Here is a 13,053-nt window from a genome sequence, read left to right as displayed (position 1 = left end):
CGGCGCAAGCTTTTTGCAGTTGCGAATATGCATTGCACGTGACCGAGGGCCACCCTTTCTTTTGCCGCCTCCGTGCGGTACTTGAGCTGCATTATAGTTGCGCGATCCAAGTTCGGTATCCCGGGAGGCACCCAATGGCCATGACGATGAACGGCGAAGTCCAGCTTGCGGCGCCGCGCGAGGCCGTGTGGGCCAAGCTCAACGATGCCGAGGTGCTGAAGGCCTGCATCCCCGGCTGCGAGGAGCTGGAGAAGACCGACGATGGCGGCTTTCGCGCGACGGCGAAAATGAAGGTCGGTCCGGTGTCGGCGCGCTTCAAGGGCAAGGTCACGCTGTCCGATCTCGACCCGCCGAACGGCTACAAGATCTCCGGCGAAGGCGAGGGCGGGGTGGCCGGCTTTGCCAAGGGTGGCGCCGTGGTCAAGCTTGCGGAGAAGGACGGCGGCACGCTTTTGTCTTACGAGGTCGAGGCGCAGATCGGCGGCAAGTTGGCGCAGCTCGGCCAGCGTCTGATCAACGGCGCCGCCAAGAAACTGGCAGACGAATTTTTCGCGAACTTCGCCAAGGCGGTACAGGGCTGAAGGCCAATACCTCGAGCATTGCGCCTTTCGGCATATCGCGTTTTGTCATGGCGCCTTGCATTCCCGGTGATGTTGCCCCGGGGCATAATGGCCCATATGATGGGTTGGAATAATTATAAGAACCGCTTCGACGGGACCCGTCGGGGCGCTGATAGAGAGTGTTTATGGCAAAAATCTCCCTCATCGTGAACGGCAATCCTGTCACGGCCAATGTCGATCCCCGCACCCTGCTGGTGCAGTTCCTGCGCGAGAATCTGCGGCTCACCGGCACCCATGTCGGCTGCGACACCTCGCAGTGCGGCGCTTGCGTCGTGCATCTGGACGGCAAGGCCGTGAAGTCCTGCACCACGCTCGCCGTGATGGCCGATGGCCACGAGGTCAAGACGATCGAGGGCCTGGCCGCCGACGGCGCGCCGCTGCATCCGATGCAGGAGGCCTTCCGCGAACACCATGGCCTGCAGTGCGGCTTCTGCACGCCCGGCATGATCATGACCGCGATCGACATCGTCCATCGCAAGGGCAACGAGCTCGACGACCACACCATCCGCGAGGAGCTGGAAGGCAATCTCTGCCGCTGCACCGGCTACCAGAACATCGTCACCTCGATCTCCGCCGGCGCCAAGGCGATGGCGAAATCCGATCTCGCGTAAACCTCGCGCGCACTCTGCGATCAGGACATTCAGATGTACGATTTCAAATACCATCGCCCCGGGACCGTTCGGCAGGCCGCCAACCTCCTGGTGAAGAACGAAGATGCCAAGGTGATCGCCGGCGGCCACACGCTGATTCCCGTCATGAAGCAGCGCCTCGCCAGCCCGCCGCATCTGGTCGACCTCTCCCATATCGATGGGCTCAACACGATCGAGATGAAGGGCCGCGCGCTCGTGATCGGTGCCACCGCCAGGCATGCCGAGGTCGCAAGCTCCGCCATCGTCGGCGAGGCGATCCCGGCGCTCGCGAACCTGGCCGGCCAGATCGGCGATCCCGCCGTGCGCCACAAGGGCACGATCGGCGGCTCGCTCGCCAACAACGACCCGACAGCGGACTATCCGGCTGCCGTGCTTGCGCTCGGCGCCACCATCGTCACCAACAAGCGCCGCCTCAAGGCGGAGGAGTTTTTCCAGGGCCTGTTCACGACGGCGCTCGAAGCCGACGAGATCATCACCAAGGTGATGTTCCCGCTGCCGAAGAAGGCGGCCTATATCAAGTTCCGCAACCAGGCCTCGCGTTACGCGCTGGTCGGCGTGTTCGTGGCGCGGCGTCCCTCCGACGTGCGGGTCGCGGTCACCGGCGCCGGCTCCGAAGGCGTGTTCCGTGTCACCGCGTTCGAGGAAGCCCTGAAGAAGCGCTTCGCCGCGAAGGCGCTTGACGGCATCGAGGTGCCCGCGGACGGCCTCAACAGCGACATCCATGGCAGCGCCGAATACCGCGCGCATCTTATCGGCGTGCTGACGCGGCGCGCCCTCGACGCCGCCAACGCCAAGGAGTGAGTGATCCTCACGCCTCGGCCCAAACTTGTCCCCGGTGAGGGCGTAGCGAGACTGGCTTTTTCATGACCTCAGCGGCCAATACGTCCGGTGCCAATACTTCAGTTGTATTGCCGGCATCGGTCGATTCGATGCTCGAACTCCTGACGTCGCGCGGCTATCTCGCCGAGCGATCGCTGGCCACGGTGACCTATCTGTCGCTGCGCATGGGCCGGCCGCTGTTTCTGGAAGGCGAAGCCGGCGTCGGCAAGACCGAGATCGCAAAAGTGCTGTCGGCGGCCTTGGGGCGGAAGCTGATCCGCCTGCAGTGTTACGAAGGCCTCGACGTTTCCTCGGCGGTCTACGAATGGAATAGCGCCGCGCAGATGATCGCGATCCGGATGGCGGAAGCCGCCGGCGACACCGATCGCGATCAGCTCTCCTCCGATATCTTCGCCGACCGCTACATGATCAAGCGGCCGCTGCTGCAGGCGCTGGAGCCCGACGTTGCGGGACCGCCGGTGCTCTTGATCGACGAGCTCGACCGCGCCGACGAGGCGTTCGAGGCATATCTGCTCGAAATCCTCAGCGACTTCCAGGTGACGATTCCCGAATTCGGCACCGTGAAGGCGCCGCATCCGCCGATCGTGATCATCACCTCCAACCGCACCCGCGAAATCCACGACGCGCTGAAGCGGCGCTGTCTCTATCACTGGGTCGATTATCCCGATGCCGATCGTGAGCTCGCGATTGTCAAGTCGCGCGTGCCGGGCATCTCCGCGAAACTGTCGCAGCAGGTCGTGCGCTTCGTCCAGGCGCTACGCAATCAGGATTTCTACAAATCGCCGGGCGTTGCCGAGACCATCGACTGGGCCACTGCGCTGTCGGAGCTCGACGCCCGCTCGCTGACCCCGCAAGTGGTCGGCGACACGCTGGGCGCGCTGCTCAAATACCAGGACGACATCACGCGGATGCAGGGCGACACCTTGCAGAAGGTGCTGAAGGACGCGACGAGCGAGTGACTTGTCATTCCGGGGCGCGCGGGAGCGTGAACTCTGGTGCGCAATTGCGCACCTGAGAATCTCGCGCCACAATCTCTGGATTCCGGGTTCGTCGCTTCGCGACGCCCCGGAATGACGGAGCGAGGAAAGACCATGGCCATCAACCACCTTGCGCCTGAGCAGACCGAGCAGTTCGCCGACAACATCGTGGGCTTCGCCCGCGCGCTGCGTTCGGCCGGCATGCCGGTTGGGCCGGGTGCGGTCATCGATGCCATGAGCGCGCTTGAGGTGATCGACATCGGCCACCGCGCCGACGTCTTCACCACCCTGGAGGCGATCTTCGTCAAGCGCCACGAGCATGCGCTGATCTTCAAACAGGCCTTCAACCTGTTCTTCCGGGCGTCGGAAGAGTGGAAGCACATGCTGGATTCGGTGCCGCTGCCGGAGCAGGCCAAGAAGAAGCCGCAGGCCGGCTCCCGCCGCGTCCAGGAGGCGATGTCGCAGCCGCGCATGACGGAGACGCCGCAGCACCAGGAGCAGGATTTGCGCCTGTCGGTCTCCGACAAGGAAATCCTTCAGAAGAAGGATTTCGCTCAGATGAGCGCGGCCGAGATCACCGAAGCGCTCCGCGCTGTCGAGCGGATGCGGCTGCCGCAGGCCGAGCTATTGACGCGCCGGCACCGGCCCGATGCGCGCGGGCTTCGTCTCGATTTGCGCCGCACCTTACGCGCGTCCTTGCGCACCGGTGGCGACATCATCGACATCCATCGCCTCGGGCGGATCGAGAAACCGGCGCCGATCGTCGCGCTGCTCGACATCTCGGGTTCGATGAGCGAGTACACCCGCCTGTTCCTGCATTTCCTGCATGCCATAGGGGACGCGCGAAAACGTGTCTCGGTGTTCCTGTTCGGCACTCGCCTCACCAACGTGACCCGGGCGCTGCGCCAGCGCGACCCCGACGAGGCGCTGGCGAGCTGCTCGGCCTCGGTCGAGGACTGGGCCGGCGGCACGCGGATCTCGGCCTCCCTGCACAATTTCAACAAATTGTGGGCGCGGCGCGTGCTGAGCCAGGGCGCCATCGTGCTGCTGATCTCCGACGGGCTGGAGCGGGAAGCCGATTCCAAGCTCGCCTTCGAGATGGACCGGCTGCACCGTTCCTGCCGGCGGCTGATCTGGCTCAACCCGCTGCTGCGGTTTGGCGGCTTCGAGGCCAAGGCCCAGGGCATCAAAATGATGCTGCCGCACGTTGACGAATTCCGTCCGGTACATAATTTGAGCTCGATCCAGGAGCTGATCACCACGCTCTCCCGGCCGCTGCCGCCGCATCACCGCAGCTTGATCCGCTCCGCAGCCTGAGAGGTAGCCATGCTCGATCGCGACGAGGATATTCTGAAGGCGGCGGAGGACTGGCAGAAGGCCGGCCGTGGCGTCGCGCTCGCCACCGTGATCGAGACCTGGGGCTCGGCACCGCGTCCGGCGGGCTCGAGCCTAGTCATCAACGACGAGGGCACGTTCCTGGGGTCCGTCTCCGGCGGCTGCGTCGAGGGCGCCGTGGTCACGGAGGCCATGGATGTGATCCAGAGCGGCAAGCCCAGGATGCTGGAGTTTGGGGTTGCCGACGAGACTGCCTGGAATGTCGGGCTCTCCTGCGGCGGCACCATCCGCGTCTTCGTCGAGAAAGTCGGCTAGCCGTGAAGCTCGAGATCCTGCACGAACTCAATACCGAGCGCGCCGCGCGCCGCGCGGTGATTTTGGTCACCGACACCGAGAGTGGTGAGCAGCGCCTGGTGAAGGCCAAGGATTTTGCCAAGGATCCATTAGGCGCCGAGCTCGACAAGCAGCTTCGCATGGGCAAAAGCGCCAGCGTCGAAGCCGGCGGCAAGAAGCTTTTCCTCAACGTCTATGCGCCGACCGCAAAGCTCGTCATCGTCGGCGCCGTCCATATCAGCCAGGCCCTGGCACCGTTGGCGCGCTCGCTCGGCTACGACGTCACCGTGGTCGATCCGCGCACGGCCTTTGCGAGCCCCGAGCGCTTCCCCGACGTTCCACTGGTCGCGGAATGGCCCGACACGGCGCTGCCGCTGCTCAACGTCGACGCCTACACGGCCTTCGTCGCGGTAACGCACGATCCCAAGATCGACGATCCCGCGCTGCTGCACGCCTTCGAGCGCAACTGCTTCTATATCGGCGCGCTCGGATCGCGGAAGACGCACGCCAAGCGCGGCGACCGGCTGCGGGCGCAAGGCGCCAAGGAGGCTGACATCGCGCGCATCCACGCGCCGATCGGGCTTGCGATCGGCGCGGTCTCGCCGTCCGAGATCGCGGTCTCGATCATGGCCGAGATCACGGCGGTGCTTCGCCTGCCGCCCAAAGAAAAAGAAGAAGCCGCATGAAGTTCGGCCCGGCGAGTCCCAGGGATGCGATCGGCGGGGTGACCGTCCACACCCTGCGCCAGGGACCGCTGGTGCTGAAAAAGGGCACGACGATCGGCCCGGCCGAGGTCGAGGCGCTGGAGCGCGCCGGCATCAAGGACGTTGTGGTGGTGCGGATGGAGGAGGGCGATGTCTCCGAGGACATCGCTGCCGCCAGCATCGCGCTCGCGGTCGGCGGCGAGGGCATCCATGTCGAGCGCGCCTTCACCGGCCGGGCCAATCTGTTCGCCGCGCAGCCAGGCGTGCTGGTGATCGATCGCGCCGCGGTGGACCGCATCAACAATATCGACGAGGCCATTACCTTTGCCACGCTCTCCGCCTACAAGCCGGTGGTCGAGGGCGAGATGGTCGGCACCGTCAAGATCATCCCGTTCGGCGTCAAAGGAAACTTGCGTGATGCCGCGGTGAAGGCCGCGGGTCGCGACGTTCTGAAGATCGCGCCTTACGTCATCAAGCGCGTCGGCGTGGTCTCGACGCTGCTGCCCGGCCTGTCCTCCAAGGTGATCGACAAGACGTTGCGGGTCACCGCCGAGCGGCTGGCGCCAGCCGGAGCCGGCATCATCGCGGAGCGGCGGGTTCCGCATGAGGAGCAGGCGCTGTCGGCTGCGATCAAGGAACTGCTGGGACTTGGCGCCGAGCTCGTGATCGTGTTCGGTGCATCCGCGATCGCCGACCGCCGCGACGTGATCCCTGCGGCCGTGACCGGCATCGGCGGCGAGATCGAGCATTTCGGCATGCCGGTGGATCCCGGCAACCTGCTGCTGATTGCCCGGGCCGGCGCCGTGCCGGTGCTGGGCGCGCCCGGCTGCGCGCGCTCGCCGGTCGACAACGGCTTTGACTGGGTGCTGATGCGGCTGCTCGCGGGCATCAAGGTGACGCGGTCCGAGCTGATGGGCATGGGTGTTGGCGGCCTCCTGATGGAGATCGTCACGCGCCCGCAGCCGCGCGCAAAACCGGAGATCGAGGGCAACAACCAGGTCGCGGTCATCGTGCTCGCAGCAGGCCGCTCGACCCGGATGGGTGGGCCGAACAAGCTACTGGCCGAGCTCGATGGCAAGAAGCTGGTGCGAATAGCGACCGAGCAGGCGCTGGCCTCCAAGGCGTCCGAGGTGATCGTCGTCACCGGCCATCAGACCGAGCTGATCGAACAAGCCTTGCAGGGCCTGAAGGTGCGTTTTGTCAAAAATCCGGATTTTGCCGGCGGCATCGCAAGCTCGGTCAAGGCGGGCATCGCGGCCGTTCCCGAGGCGTCCGACGGCGCCGTGGTCTGCCTCGGCGACATGCCGCTGATCGACGCCGGCCTGATCGACCGTCTCATCGACGCGTTCGCACCGGACCGCGGCAATCTCATCGTCGTGCCCGTCAGCGAAGGTCGCCGCGGCAACCCTGTGCTGTGGTCGCGCCGCTTCTTCAAGGAGTTGATGACGCTCGACGGCGATGTCGGCGCGCGCCATCTGATCGCCAAGCACACCGAGGCCGTCGCCGAAGTGCCGGTCGACGGCGAGAGCGCCTTCCTCGACATCGACACGCCGCAGGCATTGGAAGCGGCACGGCGGGGATAGCGGTTCGTAGGGTAGGCAAAGGCGCGCAGCGCCGTGCCGACCATCCCTCGACACGGTGGTGTTTGATTGGTAGGCACGCGTCGCTTTGCCCACCTACCGCGCCGCCCAGGCCTCAATTCAACGCCCCGTTCACCATCTGGAAACAACCGCCGCTTACAGTCACCTTCACCTGCCTTGGGGGGAGGGGTTTTTCCATGGCTTCGAACGTCGTCGCGCGCCGTTGCGCGATGTTTTTCTTTGCGCTGTCCGTCTGCATCGCGAGCGCTCGCCATATCACGGATGCGCATGCCGCCGGTGCATTTGCGGTCGGCAAGTGCGGCGCTTACGGCCAGGCCTTTGATTATGGCGCCGAGCACGAAGCCCGTGCGGCGGCGCAGAAGCAGTGCAAGGGCGATTGCACGACCGTGACGATGAAGCGCGCCTGCGCCGCGATGTCGGTCGATCTTTCCAATCCCTGCGGCGCCTATGGCTATGCCGTCAAGCCGAAGATATCGACCACGCTCAATGCCGCCACGCGCGAATGCTACAAATACGGCGGCAAGGAATGCGTGATCCGCGCCTGGGCCTGCGACGCCAAGGGTTGATTCCTGTTGCAGTCATTCCGATCGTGCGTAGCATCGAATCCGGAATGACAGTCGGGGAGTTGCATGCAGTTCGATACCAAGATCGCCATCGTGATTCGTACCGATCTTCAAGCCTGGCAGAAGCTCAACGTCGCGGCCTTCCTCACCAGCGGCATCGCCGCGGCCTTTCCGGAATGCATCGGCGAGCCCTATGAGGACGCGTCGGGCACGAAATATCACGCGCTGATCGGTCAGCCGATCCTGATCTATGGGGCCGACGGTCCCGCATTGACGCGCGCGCTCGATCGGGCCCTGACGCGCAACGTCAAGCCGGCGGTCTATACCGAGGACATGTTCAAGACCACTCATGATGCGGCCAACCGCGAGGTGGTGAGGGCAGTGGCGCGCACCGATCTCGATCTCGTCGGTCTCGCGATGCGCGCGGAGCGCAAGGTGATCGACAAGATCGTCGACGGGTTGAAGTTTCATAGTTGACGTGAACGCGCGCGGTCTTGCGCGCGCTTCCACCTGCGATGCCTCACCCCGGCGGCATGCCCGCGAATTTGGGCAGGTCAGGGTCAAGACGATCCCAGTGATGTCCGCGCGCGGCGAAAGTGACCGCCTGCGGCTTGTAGCGGGCGGGCTCGTCGAGGCTTGCGGCGCGGATCGTGAAGACGTCGGGCTGTGCCGCGAAGGTCATGTACACAGGCACGCCGCACTGTGTGCAGAAACCGCGCGTCTTCACGTTGCCGCTGTTGGCGACCATGTCCCAATGCTTTGCCTCGCCCGTCACCGTGACGCCGTCGCGTGCGAATGTCATGTACGAGCCGTGGGCGCTGCCGCTTTCGCGCTGGCAGTCCCGGCACTGGCAGTGATTGCTGAACAGCGGCTCACCGGCAATCGAATAGCGGATCGCGCCGCAGGCGCAGCCGCCGGTATAGGGCTTGGTCATGCGATTACTCCTTACTTGTCTTCGCCGCTGATCTCGTCGAGCTGGCGGACGACCTTCTTCCAGCCGCCGCTCATGCCCGTGTAGGCCGATTCGTTCCTGGGCAAGACGAAGCCCGCATGAACCAGACGGATCCGCGTGCCGTCCTCGACCGGGGTGAGGGACCACGTCACGACGGTGTCGAGCGGCGCGCCGTAGCCAATGTTGCGCTCATCGCCGCCCTTCCAGGCGTAGACGAGGCGGCGGTTCGGCATGACTTCCAGGACCCGGCAATGGATGACACCATCCCATGCGCCGCCCGGCGTGGTCTGGTAGGTGAAAGTGTTGCCTTCGACGGCCTCGAAACCGGTCGGCGGCATCAGCCAGCGCGCGATCAGCTGGGCGCTGGTCAGCGCCTTCCAGATCGTCTCCGGCGCATGAGGGAGCACCTCGTCGATGACGATGTCTTTTGTCTCGGCTTTCAATTCAACAGCACTCACGGCTCGATCTCCTTCAAGAGGTCACGCAGGTTCTGGAAGCGCTCGCGCCAGAACACGCCGTAATGGTCCATCCAGGAGACCAGCGGTTCGAGGCCTTGCGGCGCGGCACGGTAATAGACGTTGCGGCCCTCGGCACGCTCGGCGACGAGGCCGGCCTGCTTGAGGGACTTCAAATGTTGCGAGATCGCGCCTTGCGTCACGCCACTTCCCCGCGTGAGTTCAGCGACGCTGATCTCCGTGCTCTCGAACACGCGTTCGAAGACGGCGCGTCGCGTCGGGTCCGCGAGGGCGCGCATGACGGTGGTAACCGGATTTGGGGCGGCTTCGATCATAGAATTAGATTAGCCGTCGCTAATGAATTAGTCAATACTAATTTGTGGACCAGATTGGGTCCGCAGCGCTGTCTTGACTATGACTGACTGGTCAGTCATATCAGATAGATGACCAGGAAACCCGCCAAAGCCGCCACGCCGCCCGCAGCTCGCGCGAACGCGAAGGCCAATTCACACGCTGGCGAGGACGCGGTGCCCGCGTCGAGCCGTGCCACGCGCGCGGCGGAGCGGCGCGCGGCGATCGTGGATGCCGCGATGGAGGAATTCATCGCGCGGGGCTTTGCCGCGACGCGGCTCGACGACATCGCGAAGCGTGCGGGTGTCGCCAAGGGCACCATCTACCTGCACTTCAAGGACAAGGAATCGATGTTCGAGGAGCTGGTCCGGACGGTGATCGTGCCTGTCGTGACCCGGTTGACGGCATTGCCGCCACCGGCGGGCTCGGTGCGCGATCTGGTCGAGGCGTTTGCGAGTAACTTCCTGAAGGAGGTCATCGGCACCAGGCGCGGCGATCTCGTGCGCCTGATCGTGGCCGAGGGGCCGCGGTTTCCCTCCGTGGCCGACTTCTACTACCGCGAGGTCGTCTCGCGCGGCATCTCCGCCATGCGCGCCCTGATCGAGCTCGGCATCGCCCGCGGCGAGATCCGCCAGAAGAACCTGGCGCACTATCCGCAGATCCTGGTCGCACCCGCGATGATCGCGGTGATCTGGCAGAGCCTGTTTGCGCGGCACGCGCCGCTCGACGCGCAGGACATGCTGCGCGTTCATCTCGATTTGATTTTTGGCGAACGGAGCACGACATGAGGCCGTCGCAAGCAATTTCTGTACTCGCATTGATCGCGGTCCTCGCGACCGGGCTTGCCGGTTGTAAGGACAAGCGTGATCCCGGCTTCCAGGGCTGGGTCGAGGCTGACATGATCTTCGTTAGCCCAGACGAGGCGGGTCGCGTGACGAAGCTCAATGTCCGCGAGGGCGATCAGGTCAAGGTCGGCGATCACCTCTATTCCGTCGACGACGATCTCCAGCTTGCCGATCTCAATCAGAACAAGGCGACGCTGGCGAATGCGCAGCAAACCTACGATCGCGCGGCTTCGCTGAGCAAGACCGGCTCGGGCACGCAGGCCAATCTCGACTCGGCGGTCTCCGCCTTGCGCGTCGCCGAGGCACGGGTGGCGACCTCGGAGACGCGGATGGCGCGGCGCAAGGGCTTTGCGCCGGTCGCCGGTACCATCCAGCAGATCTATTTTCGCGAGGGCGAGATGGTGGCGGCGCAGCGGCCGGTGCTCTCGATCATGCCCCCCGGCAACATGAAGCTGCGCTTCTTCGTGCCGGAGACCGAGCTGCCGAAGCTTGCGATCGGCGATACGGTGCGGATCGCGTGCGACAATTGCGCCGCCGATCTCACCGCAAAGATCTATTTCATCGCAACCTCGGCCGAATACACGCCGCCTGTCATTTACAGCCTCGAGGAGCGCAACAAGCTCGTCTATCTGATCCAGGCGCGGCCTTCGCGTCCCGACGCCTTGCGCGTCGGACAGCCGATCGACGTCTATCTCAATCCAAAAACTCCGGTGGCGGACAAACGATGAGCGGCAATGGCATCGCGATCGACGTCAAGGGCCTGACCAAGTCGTTCGGCGGCCGGGAGGTCGTGCACGATCTGTCGATGCAGGTGAAACGCGGCTCGATCTACGGCTTCCTCGGGCCGAACGGCTCCGGCAAGACGACGACCATCCGCATCCTCTGCGGCCTGCTCACACCCGACAGCGGCGAGGGCACCTGCCTCGGCTACGACATCCTGAAGGACGCCGAAAAGATCAAGCGCCAGGTCGGCTACATGACCCAGCGGTTCAGCCTGTATCAGGACCTGTCGGTGCGCGAGAATCTCGAATTCGTCGCGCGGCTCTATGGCCTTGCCGACGCCCGCGGCGCCGCGCGCGACATGATCAAGCGGATCGGGCTCTCGGGGCGCGAGGAACAGCTCGCGGGCGAACTCTCCGGCGGCTGGAAGCAGCGGTTGGCGCTAGGTGCCTGCACATTGCCCAGTCCGAAACTGCTGCTGCTCGACGAGCCGACCGCCGGCGTCGATCCCAAAGCGCGGCGCGATTTCTGGAACGAGATTCATGCACTCGCGGCCGACGGTCTCACCGTGCTGGTCTCGACCCACTACATGGACGAGGCCGAGCGCTGTCACGAGATTGCTTATATCGCCTATGGCCATCTGCTCGTGCATGGCACCGTGGACGAGGTGATCGCGAAATCCGCGTTGACGACCTACACCGTGACGGGCGAGGACCTGAACGAGCTCACGGCTGCGCTCACCGGCAAGCCGGGAATCGACATGGTGGCGCCGTTCGGCACGTCGCTGCACGTCTCCGGCCGCGACGTCGCCGCGCTCGAGGCCCGCATCGCGCCGTGGCGCGAAAAAAGCGGACTGCATTGGCACAAATCATCGCCGTCACTGGAAGACGTGTTTATCGAATTGATGAGCCGTTCCAAGGACAATTTCCAATGAGCGCGGTCGATCATCCTGAACCCCAGCACGCGATCCGGGAGCGCTTCGGCTTCTGGAGGCGCTCCTATGCGATGCTGATCAAGGAGTTCATCCAGCTCAAGCGCGACCGCGTGTCATTTGCGATGATCGTGATGCTGCCTGTGATGCAGCTGCTCTTGTTCGGCTATGCCATCAACACCACGCCGCACAATCTGCCGAGCGCGGTGCTGCTTCAGGAGGATTCCGATCTCGCACGCTCGATCCTGAAGGCGCTGGAGAACACCGCCTATTTCCGCTTTCTCTACGAAGTCCACGACGTCGAAGATTTCGACAATCTCCTGAAATCCGGCAAGGTTCTGTTCGGCGTCGAGATCCCGCGCGGCTTCGAGCGGGCAGTGCGGCGCGGCGATAAGCCGGCGCTGCTGGTCGCGGCTGACGCCACCGATCCAGTGGCGGCGAGCGCGGCGATCGGCTCGCTCGGCATGGTCGTGCAGACCGCACTCAAGCACGATCTCTACATCGGAGATCCCCCGGAGATGCCGTTCGAGATCCGCGCGCACGCCCGCTACAACCCCGCCGCCGCGTCGAGCCTCAACATCGTGCCGGGCCTCGTCGGCACCATCCTGACCATGACCATGCTGATCTTCACCGCGCTCTCGGTCACGCGCGAGGTCGAGCGCGGCACGATGGAGAGCCTGCTGTCGATGCCGATCAAGCCGGTCGAGGTGATGTTCGGCAAGATCATTCCCTACGTGCTGGTCGGGTTCGTGCAGGCGTTCCTCATCATTGGCATCGGGGTCGGCCTGTTTGGCGTGCCGGTGCTCGGAAATCTGTTCCTGCTGGCGCTGCTCTCGGCGCTCTTCATCACGACCAATCTGGCGATCGGGTACACGATCTCGACGCTGGTGCAAAACCAGCTCCAGGCGATGCAGATGTCGATGATGTTCTTCCTGCCGAGCATCTTGCTGTCCGGATTCATGTTCCCGTTCGCCGGGATGCCGGCCTGGGCGCAATATGTCGGTGAGTGCCTGCCGCTGACGCATTATTTGCGCATCGTCCGCGCCATCATGCTGAAGGGTGCGAGCATGCAAAATTTGCGTTTCGACGCGTTGGCGCTGGCGGTCCTGATGCTGCTCGCCATGACCATCGCCGTGACGCGCTTCCGCCGCACGCTGGATTGAGGCAAGATGCCCC

General features: G+C 64.5%; 17 protein-coding genes. 14 read left to right on the top strand and 3 right to left on the bottom strand.

Annotated elements, in window-relative coordinates; translation table 11 throughout:
- Window positions 1-134 precede the first annotated feature (134 nt).
- The 10 genes from IVB19_RS23610 to IVB19_RS23565 all read left to right on the top strand — a co-directional run bounded on the left by IVB19_RS23610 (window position 135) and on the right by IVB19_RS23565 (window position 8,100).
- Complete coding sequence (locus tag IVB19_RS23610; RefSeq protein ID WP_018455582.1) at window positions 135-581, top strand: SRPBCC family protein; 447 nt, start codon at window positions 135-137, stop codon at window positions 579-581.
- Window positions 582-745: 164 nt separating this feature from the next.
- The gene (locus IVB19_RS23605; RefSeq protein WP_007602418.1) at window positions 746-1,231 is read left to right on the top strand and encodes a (2Fe-2S)-binding protein; all 486 of its coding nucleotides are present in this window, start codon (window positions 746-748) and stop codon (window positions 1,229-1,231) included.
- A gap of 33 nt (window positions 1,232-1,264) precedes the next feature.
- Window positions 1,265-2,071, top strand: coding sequence for an FAD binding domain-containing protein (locus IVB19_RS23600; protein ID WP_027518800.1), 807 nt, complete (start codon window positions 1,265-1,267; stop codon window positions 2,069-2,071).
- A gap of 62 nt (window positions 2,072-2,133) precedes the next feature.
- Window positions 2,134-3,069, top strand: a complete 936-nt coding sequence (locus tag IVB19_RS23595; RefSeq protein ID WP_026232979.1) for an AAA family ATPase — start codon at window positions 2,134-2,136, stop codon at window positions 3,067-3,069.
- Window positions 3,070-3,201: 132 nt separating this feature from the next.
- Complete coding sequence (locus IVB19_RS23590) at window positions 3,202-4,404, top strand: vWA domain-containing protein (protein WP_085361694.1); 1,203 nt, start codon at window positions 3,202-3,204, stop codon at window positions 4,402-4,404.
- Between the two features lie 9 nt (window positions 4,405-4,413).
- Window positions 4,414-4,737 carry an XdhC family protein gene (locus tag IVB19_RS23585; protein ID WP_247337361.1) on the top strand — a complete coding sequence of 108 codons (324 nt, stop codon included), beginning with the start codon at window positions 4,414-4,416 and terminating at the stop codon, window positions 4,735-4,737.
- Window positions 4,738-4,739: 2 nt separating this feature from the next.
- The gene (locus IVB19_RS23580; protein ID WP_018455586.1) at window positions 4,740-5,441 is read left to right on the top strand and encodes an XdhC family protein; all 702 of its coding nucleotides are present in this window, start codon (window positions 4,740-4,742) and stop codon (window positions 5,439-5,441) included.
- Window positions 5,438-7,042 (top strand): NTP transferase domain-containing protein, encoded by a 1,605-nt coding sequence (locus IVB19_RS23575; protein WP_247483119.1) that lies wholly within the window; start codon window positions 5,438-5,440, stop codon window positions 7,040-7,042. The genes IVB19_RS23580 and IVB19_RS23575 overlap by 4 nt, the downstream gene beginning before the upstream one ends.
- Window positions 7,043-7,236: 194 nt before the next feature.
- Window positions 7,237-7,626 carry a DUF4189 domain-containing protein gene (locus IVB19_RS23570; RefSeq protein WP_085396102.1) on the top strand — a complete coding sequence of 130 codons (390 nt, stop codon included), beginning with the start codon at window positions 7,237-7,239 and terminating at the stop codon, window positions 7,624-7,626.
- A 63-nt stretch (window positions 7,627-7,689) separates the two neighbouring features.
- The gene (locus IVB19_RS23565) at window positions 7,690-8,100 is read left to right on the top strand and encodes a PTH2-like family protein (RefSeq protein ID WP_204511632.1); all 411 of its coding nucleotides are present in this window, start codon (window positions 7,690-7,692) and stop codon (window positions 8,098-8,100) included.
- A 43-nt stretch (window positions 8,101-8,143) separates the two neighbouring features.
- Here IVB19_RS23565 and IVB19_RS23560 read toward each other — a convergent pair whose 3' ends face one another.
- From IVB19_RS23560 to IVB19_RS23550, 3 genes are read right to left on the bottom strand one after another with little or no spacing between them, the layout of a single operon-like run.
- Entirely contained in the window at window positions 8,144-8,557 is a 414-nt protein-coding gene (locus IVB19_RS23560) for a GFA family protein (RefSeq protein ID WP_018455590.1), read from the bottom strand.
- A gap of 11 nt (window positions 8,558-8,568) precedes the next feature.
- Entirely contained in the window at window positions 8,569-9,033 is a 465-nt protein-coding gene (locus IVB19_RS23555) for an SRPBCC family protein (RefSeq protein ID WP_085351066.1), read from the bottom strand.
- Window positions 9,030-9,365, bottom strand: coding sequence for an ArsR/SmtB family transcription factor (locus IVB19_RS23550; RefSeq protein WP_085361698.1), 336 nt, complete (start codon window positions 9,363-9,365; stop codon window positions 9,030-9,032). Before IVB19_RS23550 ends, IVB19_RS23555 begins: the two co-directional genes overlap by 4 nt.
- A 108-nt stretch (window positions 9,366-9,473) precedes the next feature.
- Here IVB19_RS23550 and IVB19_RS23545 point away from each other — a divergent pair, with 108 nt between their 5' ends.
- From IVB19_RS23545 to IVB19_RS23530, 4 genes are read left to right on the top strand one after another with little or no spacing between them, the layout of a single operon-like run.
- Entirely contained in the window at window positions 9,474-10,169 is a 696-nt protein-coding gene (locus tag IVB19_RS23545) for a TetR/AcrR family transcriptional regulator (RefSeq protein ID WP_085351068.1), read from the top strand.
- Complete coding sequence (locus IVB19_RS23540; RefSeq protein ID WP_085351069.1) at window positions 10,166-10,954, top strand: HlyD family secretion protein; 789 nt, start codon at window positions 10,166-10,168, stop codon at window positions 10,952-10,954. The genes IVB19_RS23545 and IVB19_RS23540 overlap by 4 nt, the downstream gene beginning before the upstream one ends.
- Window positions 10,951-11,880 (top strand): ABC transporter ATP-binding protein, encoded by a 930-nt coding sequence (locus IVB19_RS23535; protein ID WP_247337367.1) that lies wholly within the window; start codon window positions 10,951-10,953, stop codon window positions 11,878-11,880. Before IVB19_RS23540 ends, IVB19_RS23535 begins: the two co-directional genes overlap by 4 nt.
- Window positions 11,877-13,040, top strand: a complete 1,164-nt coding sequence (locus tag IVB19_RS23530) for an ABC transporter permease (RefSeq protein ID WP_247337369.1) — start codon at window positions 11,877-11,879, stop codon at window positions 13,038-13,040. Before IVB19_RS23535 ends, IVB19_RS23530 begins: the two co-directional genes overlap by 4 nt.
- Window positions 13,041-13,053: the final 13 nt, after the last annotated feature.

Source organism: Bradyrhizobium sp. 187 (genome assembly GCF_023101005.1).
Taxonomy (GTDB): Bacteria; Pseudomonadota; Alphaproteobacteria; order Rhizobiales; family Xanthobacteraceae; genus Bradyrhizobium; species Bradyrhizobium canariense_D.
The sequence above is the reverse complement of the archived record's forward strand: the minus strand, read 5'-3'. Positions and strand labels throughout refer to the sequence as shown.

What these genes read in the sequence shown, in the direction of transcription:
- IVB19_RS23560 (WP_018455590.1), bottom strand. Translation starts at nt 8,557, where the DNA reads ATGACCAAGCCCTATACCGGCGGCTGCGCCTGCGGCGCGATCCGCTAT.
- IVB19_RS23600 (WP_027518800.1), top strand. Translation starts at nt 1,265, where the DNA reads ATGTACGATTTCAAATACCATCGCCCCGGGACCGTTCGGCAGGCCGCC.
- IVB19_RS23605 (WP_007602418.1), top strand. Translation starts at nt 746, where the DNA reads ATGGCAAAAATCTCCCTCATCGTGAACGGCAATCCTGTCACGGCCAAT.
- IVB19_RS23610 (WP_018455582.1), top strand. Translation starts at nt 135, where the DNA reads ATGGCCATGACGATGAACGGCGAAGTCCAGCTTGCGGCGCCGCGCGAG.
- IVB19_RS23570 (WP_085396102.1), top strand. Translation starts at nt 7,237, where the DNA reads ATGGCTTCGAACGTCGTCGCGCGCCGTTGCGCGATGTTTTTCTTTGCG.
- IVB19_RS23585 (WP_247337361.1), top strand. Translation starts at nt 4,414, where the DNA reads ATGCTCGATCGCGACGAGGATATTCTGAAGGCGGCGGAGGACTGGCAG.
- IVB19_RS23530 (WP_247337369.1), top strand. Translation starts at nt 11,877, where the DNA reads ATGAGCGCGGTCGATCATCCTGAACCCCAGCACGCGATCCGGGAGCGC.
- IVB19_RS23595 (WP_026232979.1), top strand. Translation starts at nt 2,134, where the DNA reads ATGACCTCAGCGGCCAATACGTCCGGTGCCAATACTTCAGTTGTATTG.
- IVB19_RS23550 (WP_085361698.1), bottom strand. Translation starts at nt 9,365, where the DNA reads ATGATCGAAGCCGCCCCAAATCCGGTTACCACCGTCATGCGCGCCCTC.
- IVB19_RS23540 (WP_085351069.1), top strand. Translation starts at nt 10,166, where the DNA reads ATGAGGCCGTCGCAAGCAATTTCTGTACTCGCATTGATCGCGGTCCTC.
- IVB19_RS23565 (WP_204511632.1), top strand. Translation starts at nt 7,690, where the DNA reads ATGCAGTTCGATACCAAGATCGCCATCGTGATTCGTACCGATCTTCAA.
- IVB19_RS23535 (WP_247337367.1), top strand. Translation starts at nt 10,951, where the DNA reads ATGAGCGGCAATGGCATCGCGATCGACGTCAAGGGCCTGACCAAGTCG.
- IVB19_RS23545 (WP_085351068.1), top strand. Translation starts at nt 9,474, where the DNA reads ATGACCAGGAAACCCGCCAAAGCCGCCACGCCGCCCGCAGCTCGCGCG.
- IVB19_RS23590 (WP_085361694.1), top strand. Translation starts at nt 3,202, where the DNA reads ATGGCCATCAACCACCTTGCGCCTGAGCAGACCGAGCAGTTCGCCGAC.
- IVB19_RS23575 (WP_247483119.1), top strand. Translation starts at nt 5,438, where the DNA reads ATGAAGTTCGGCCCGGCGAGTCCCAGGGATGCGATCGGCGGGGTGACC.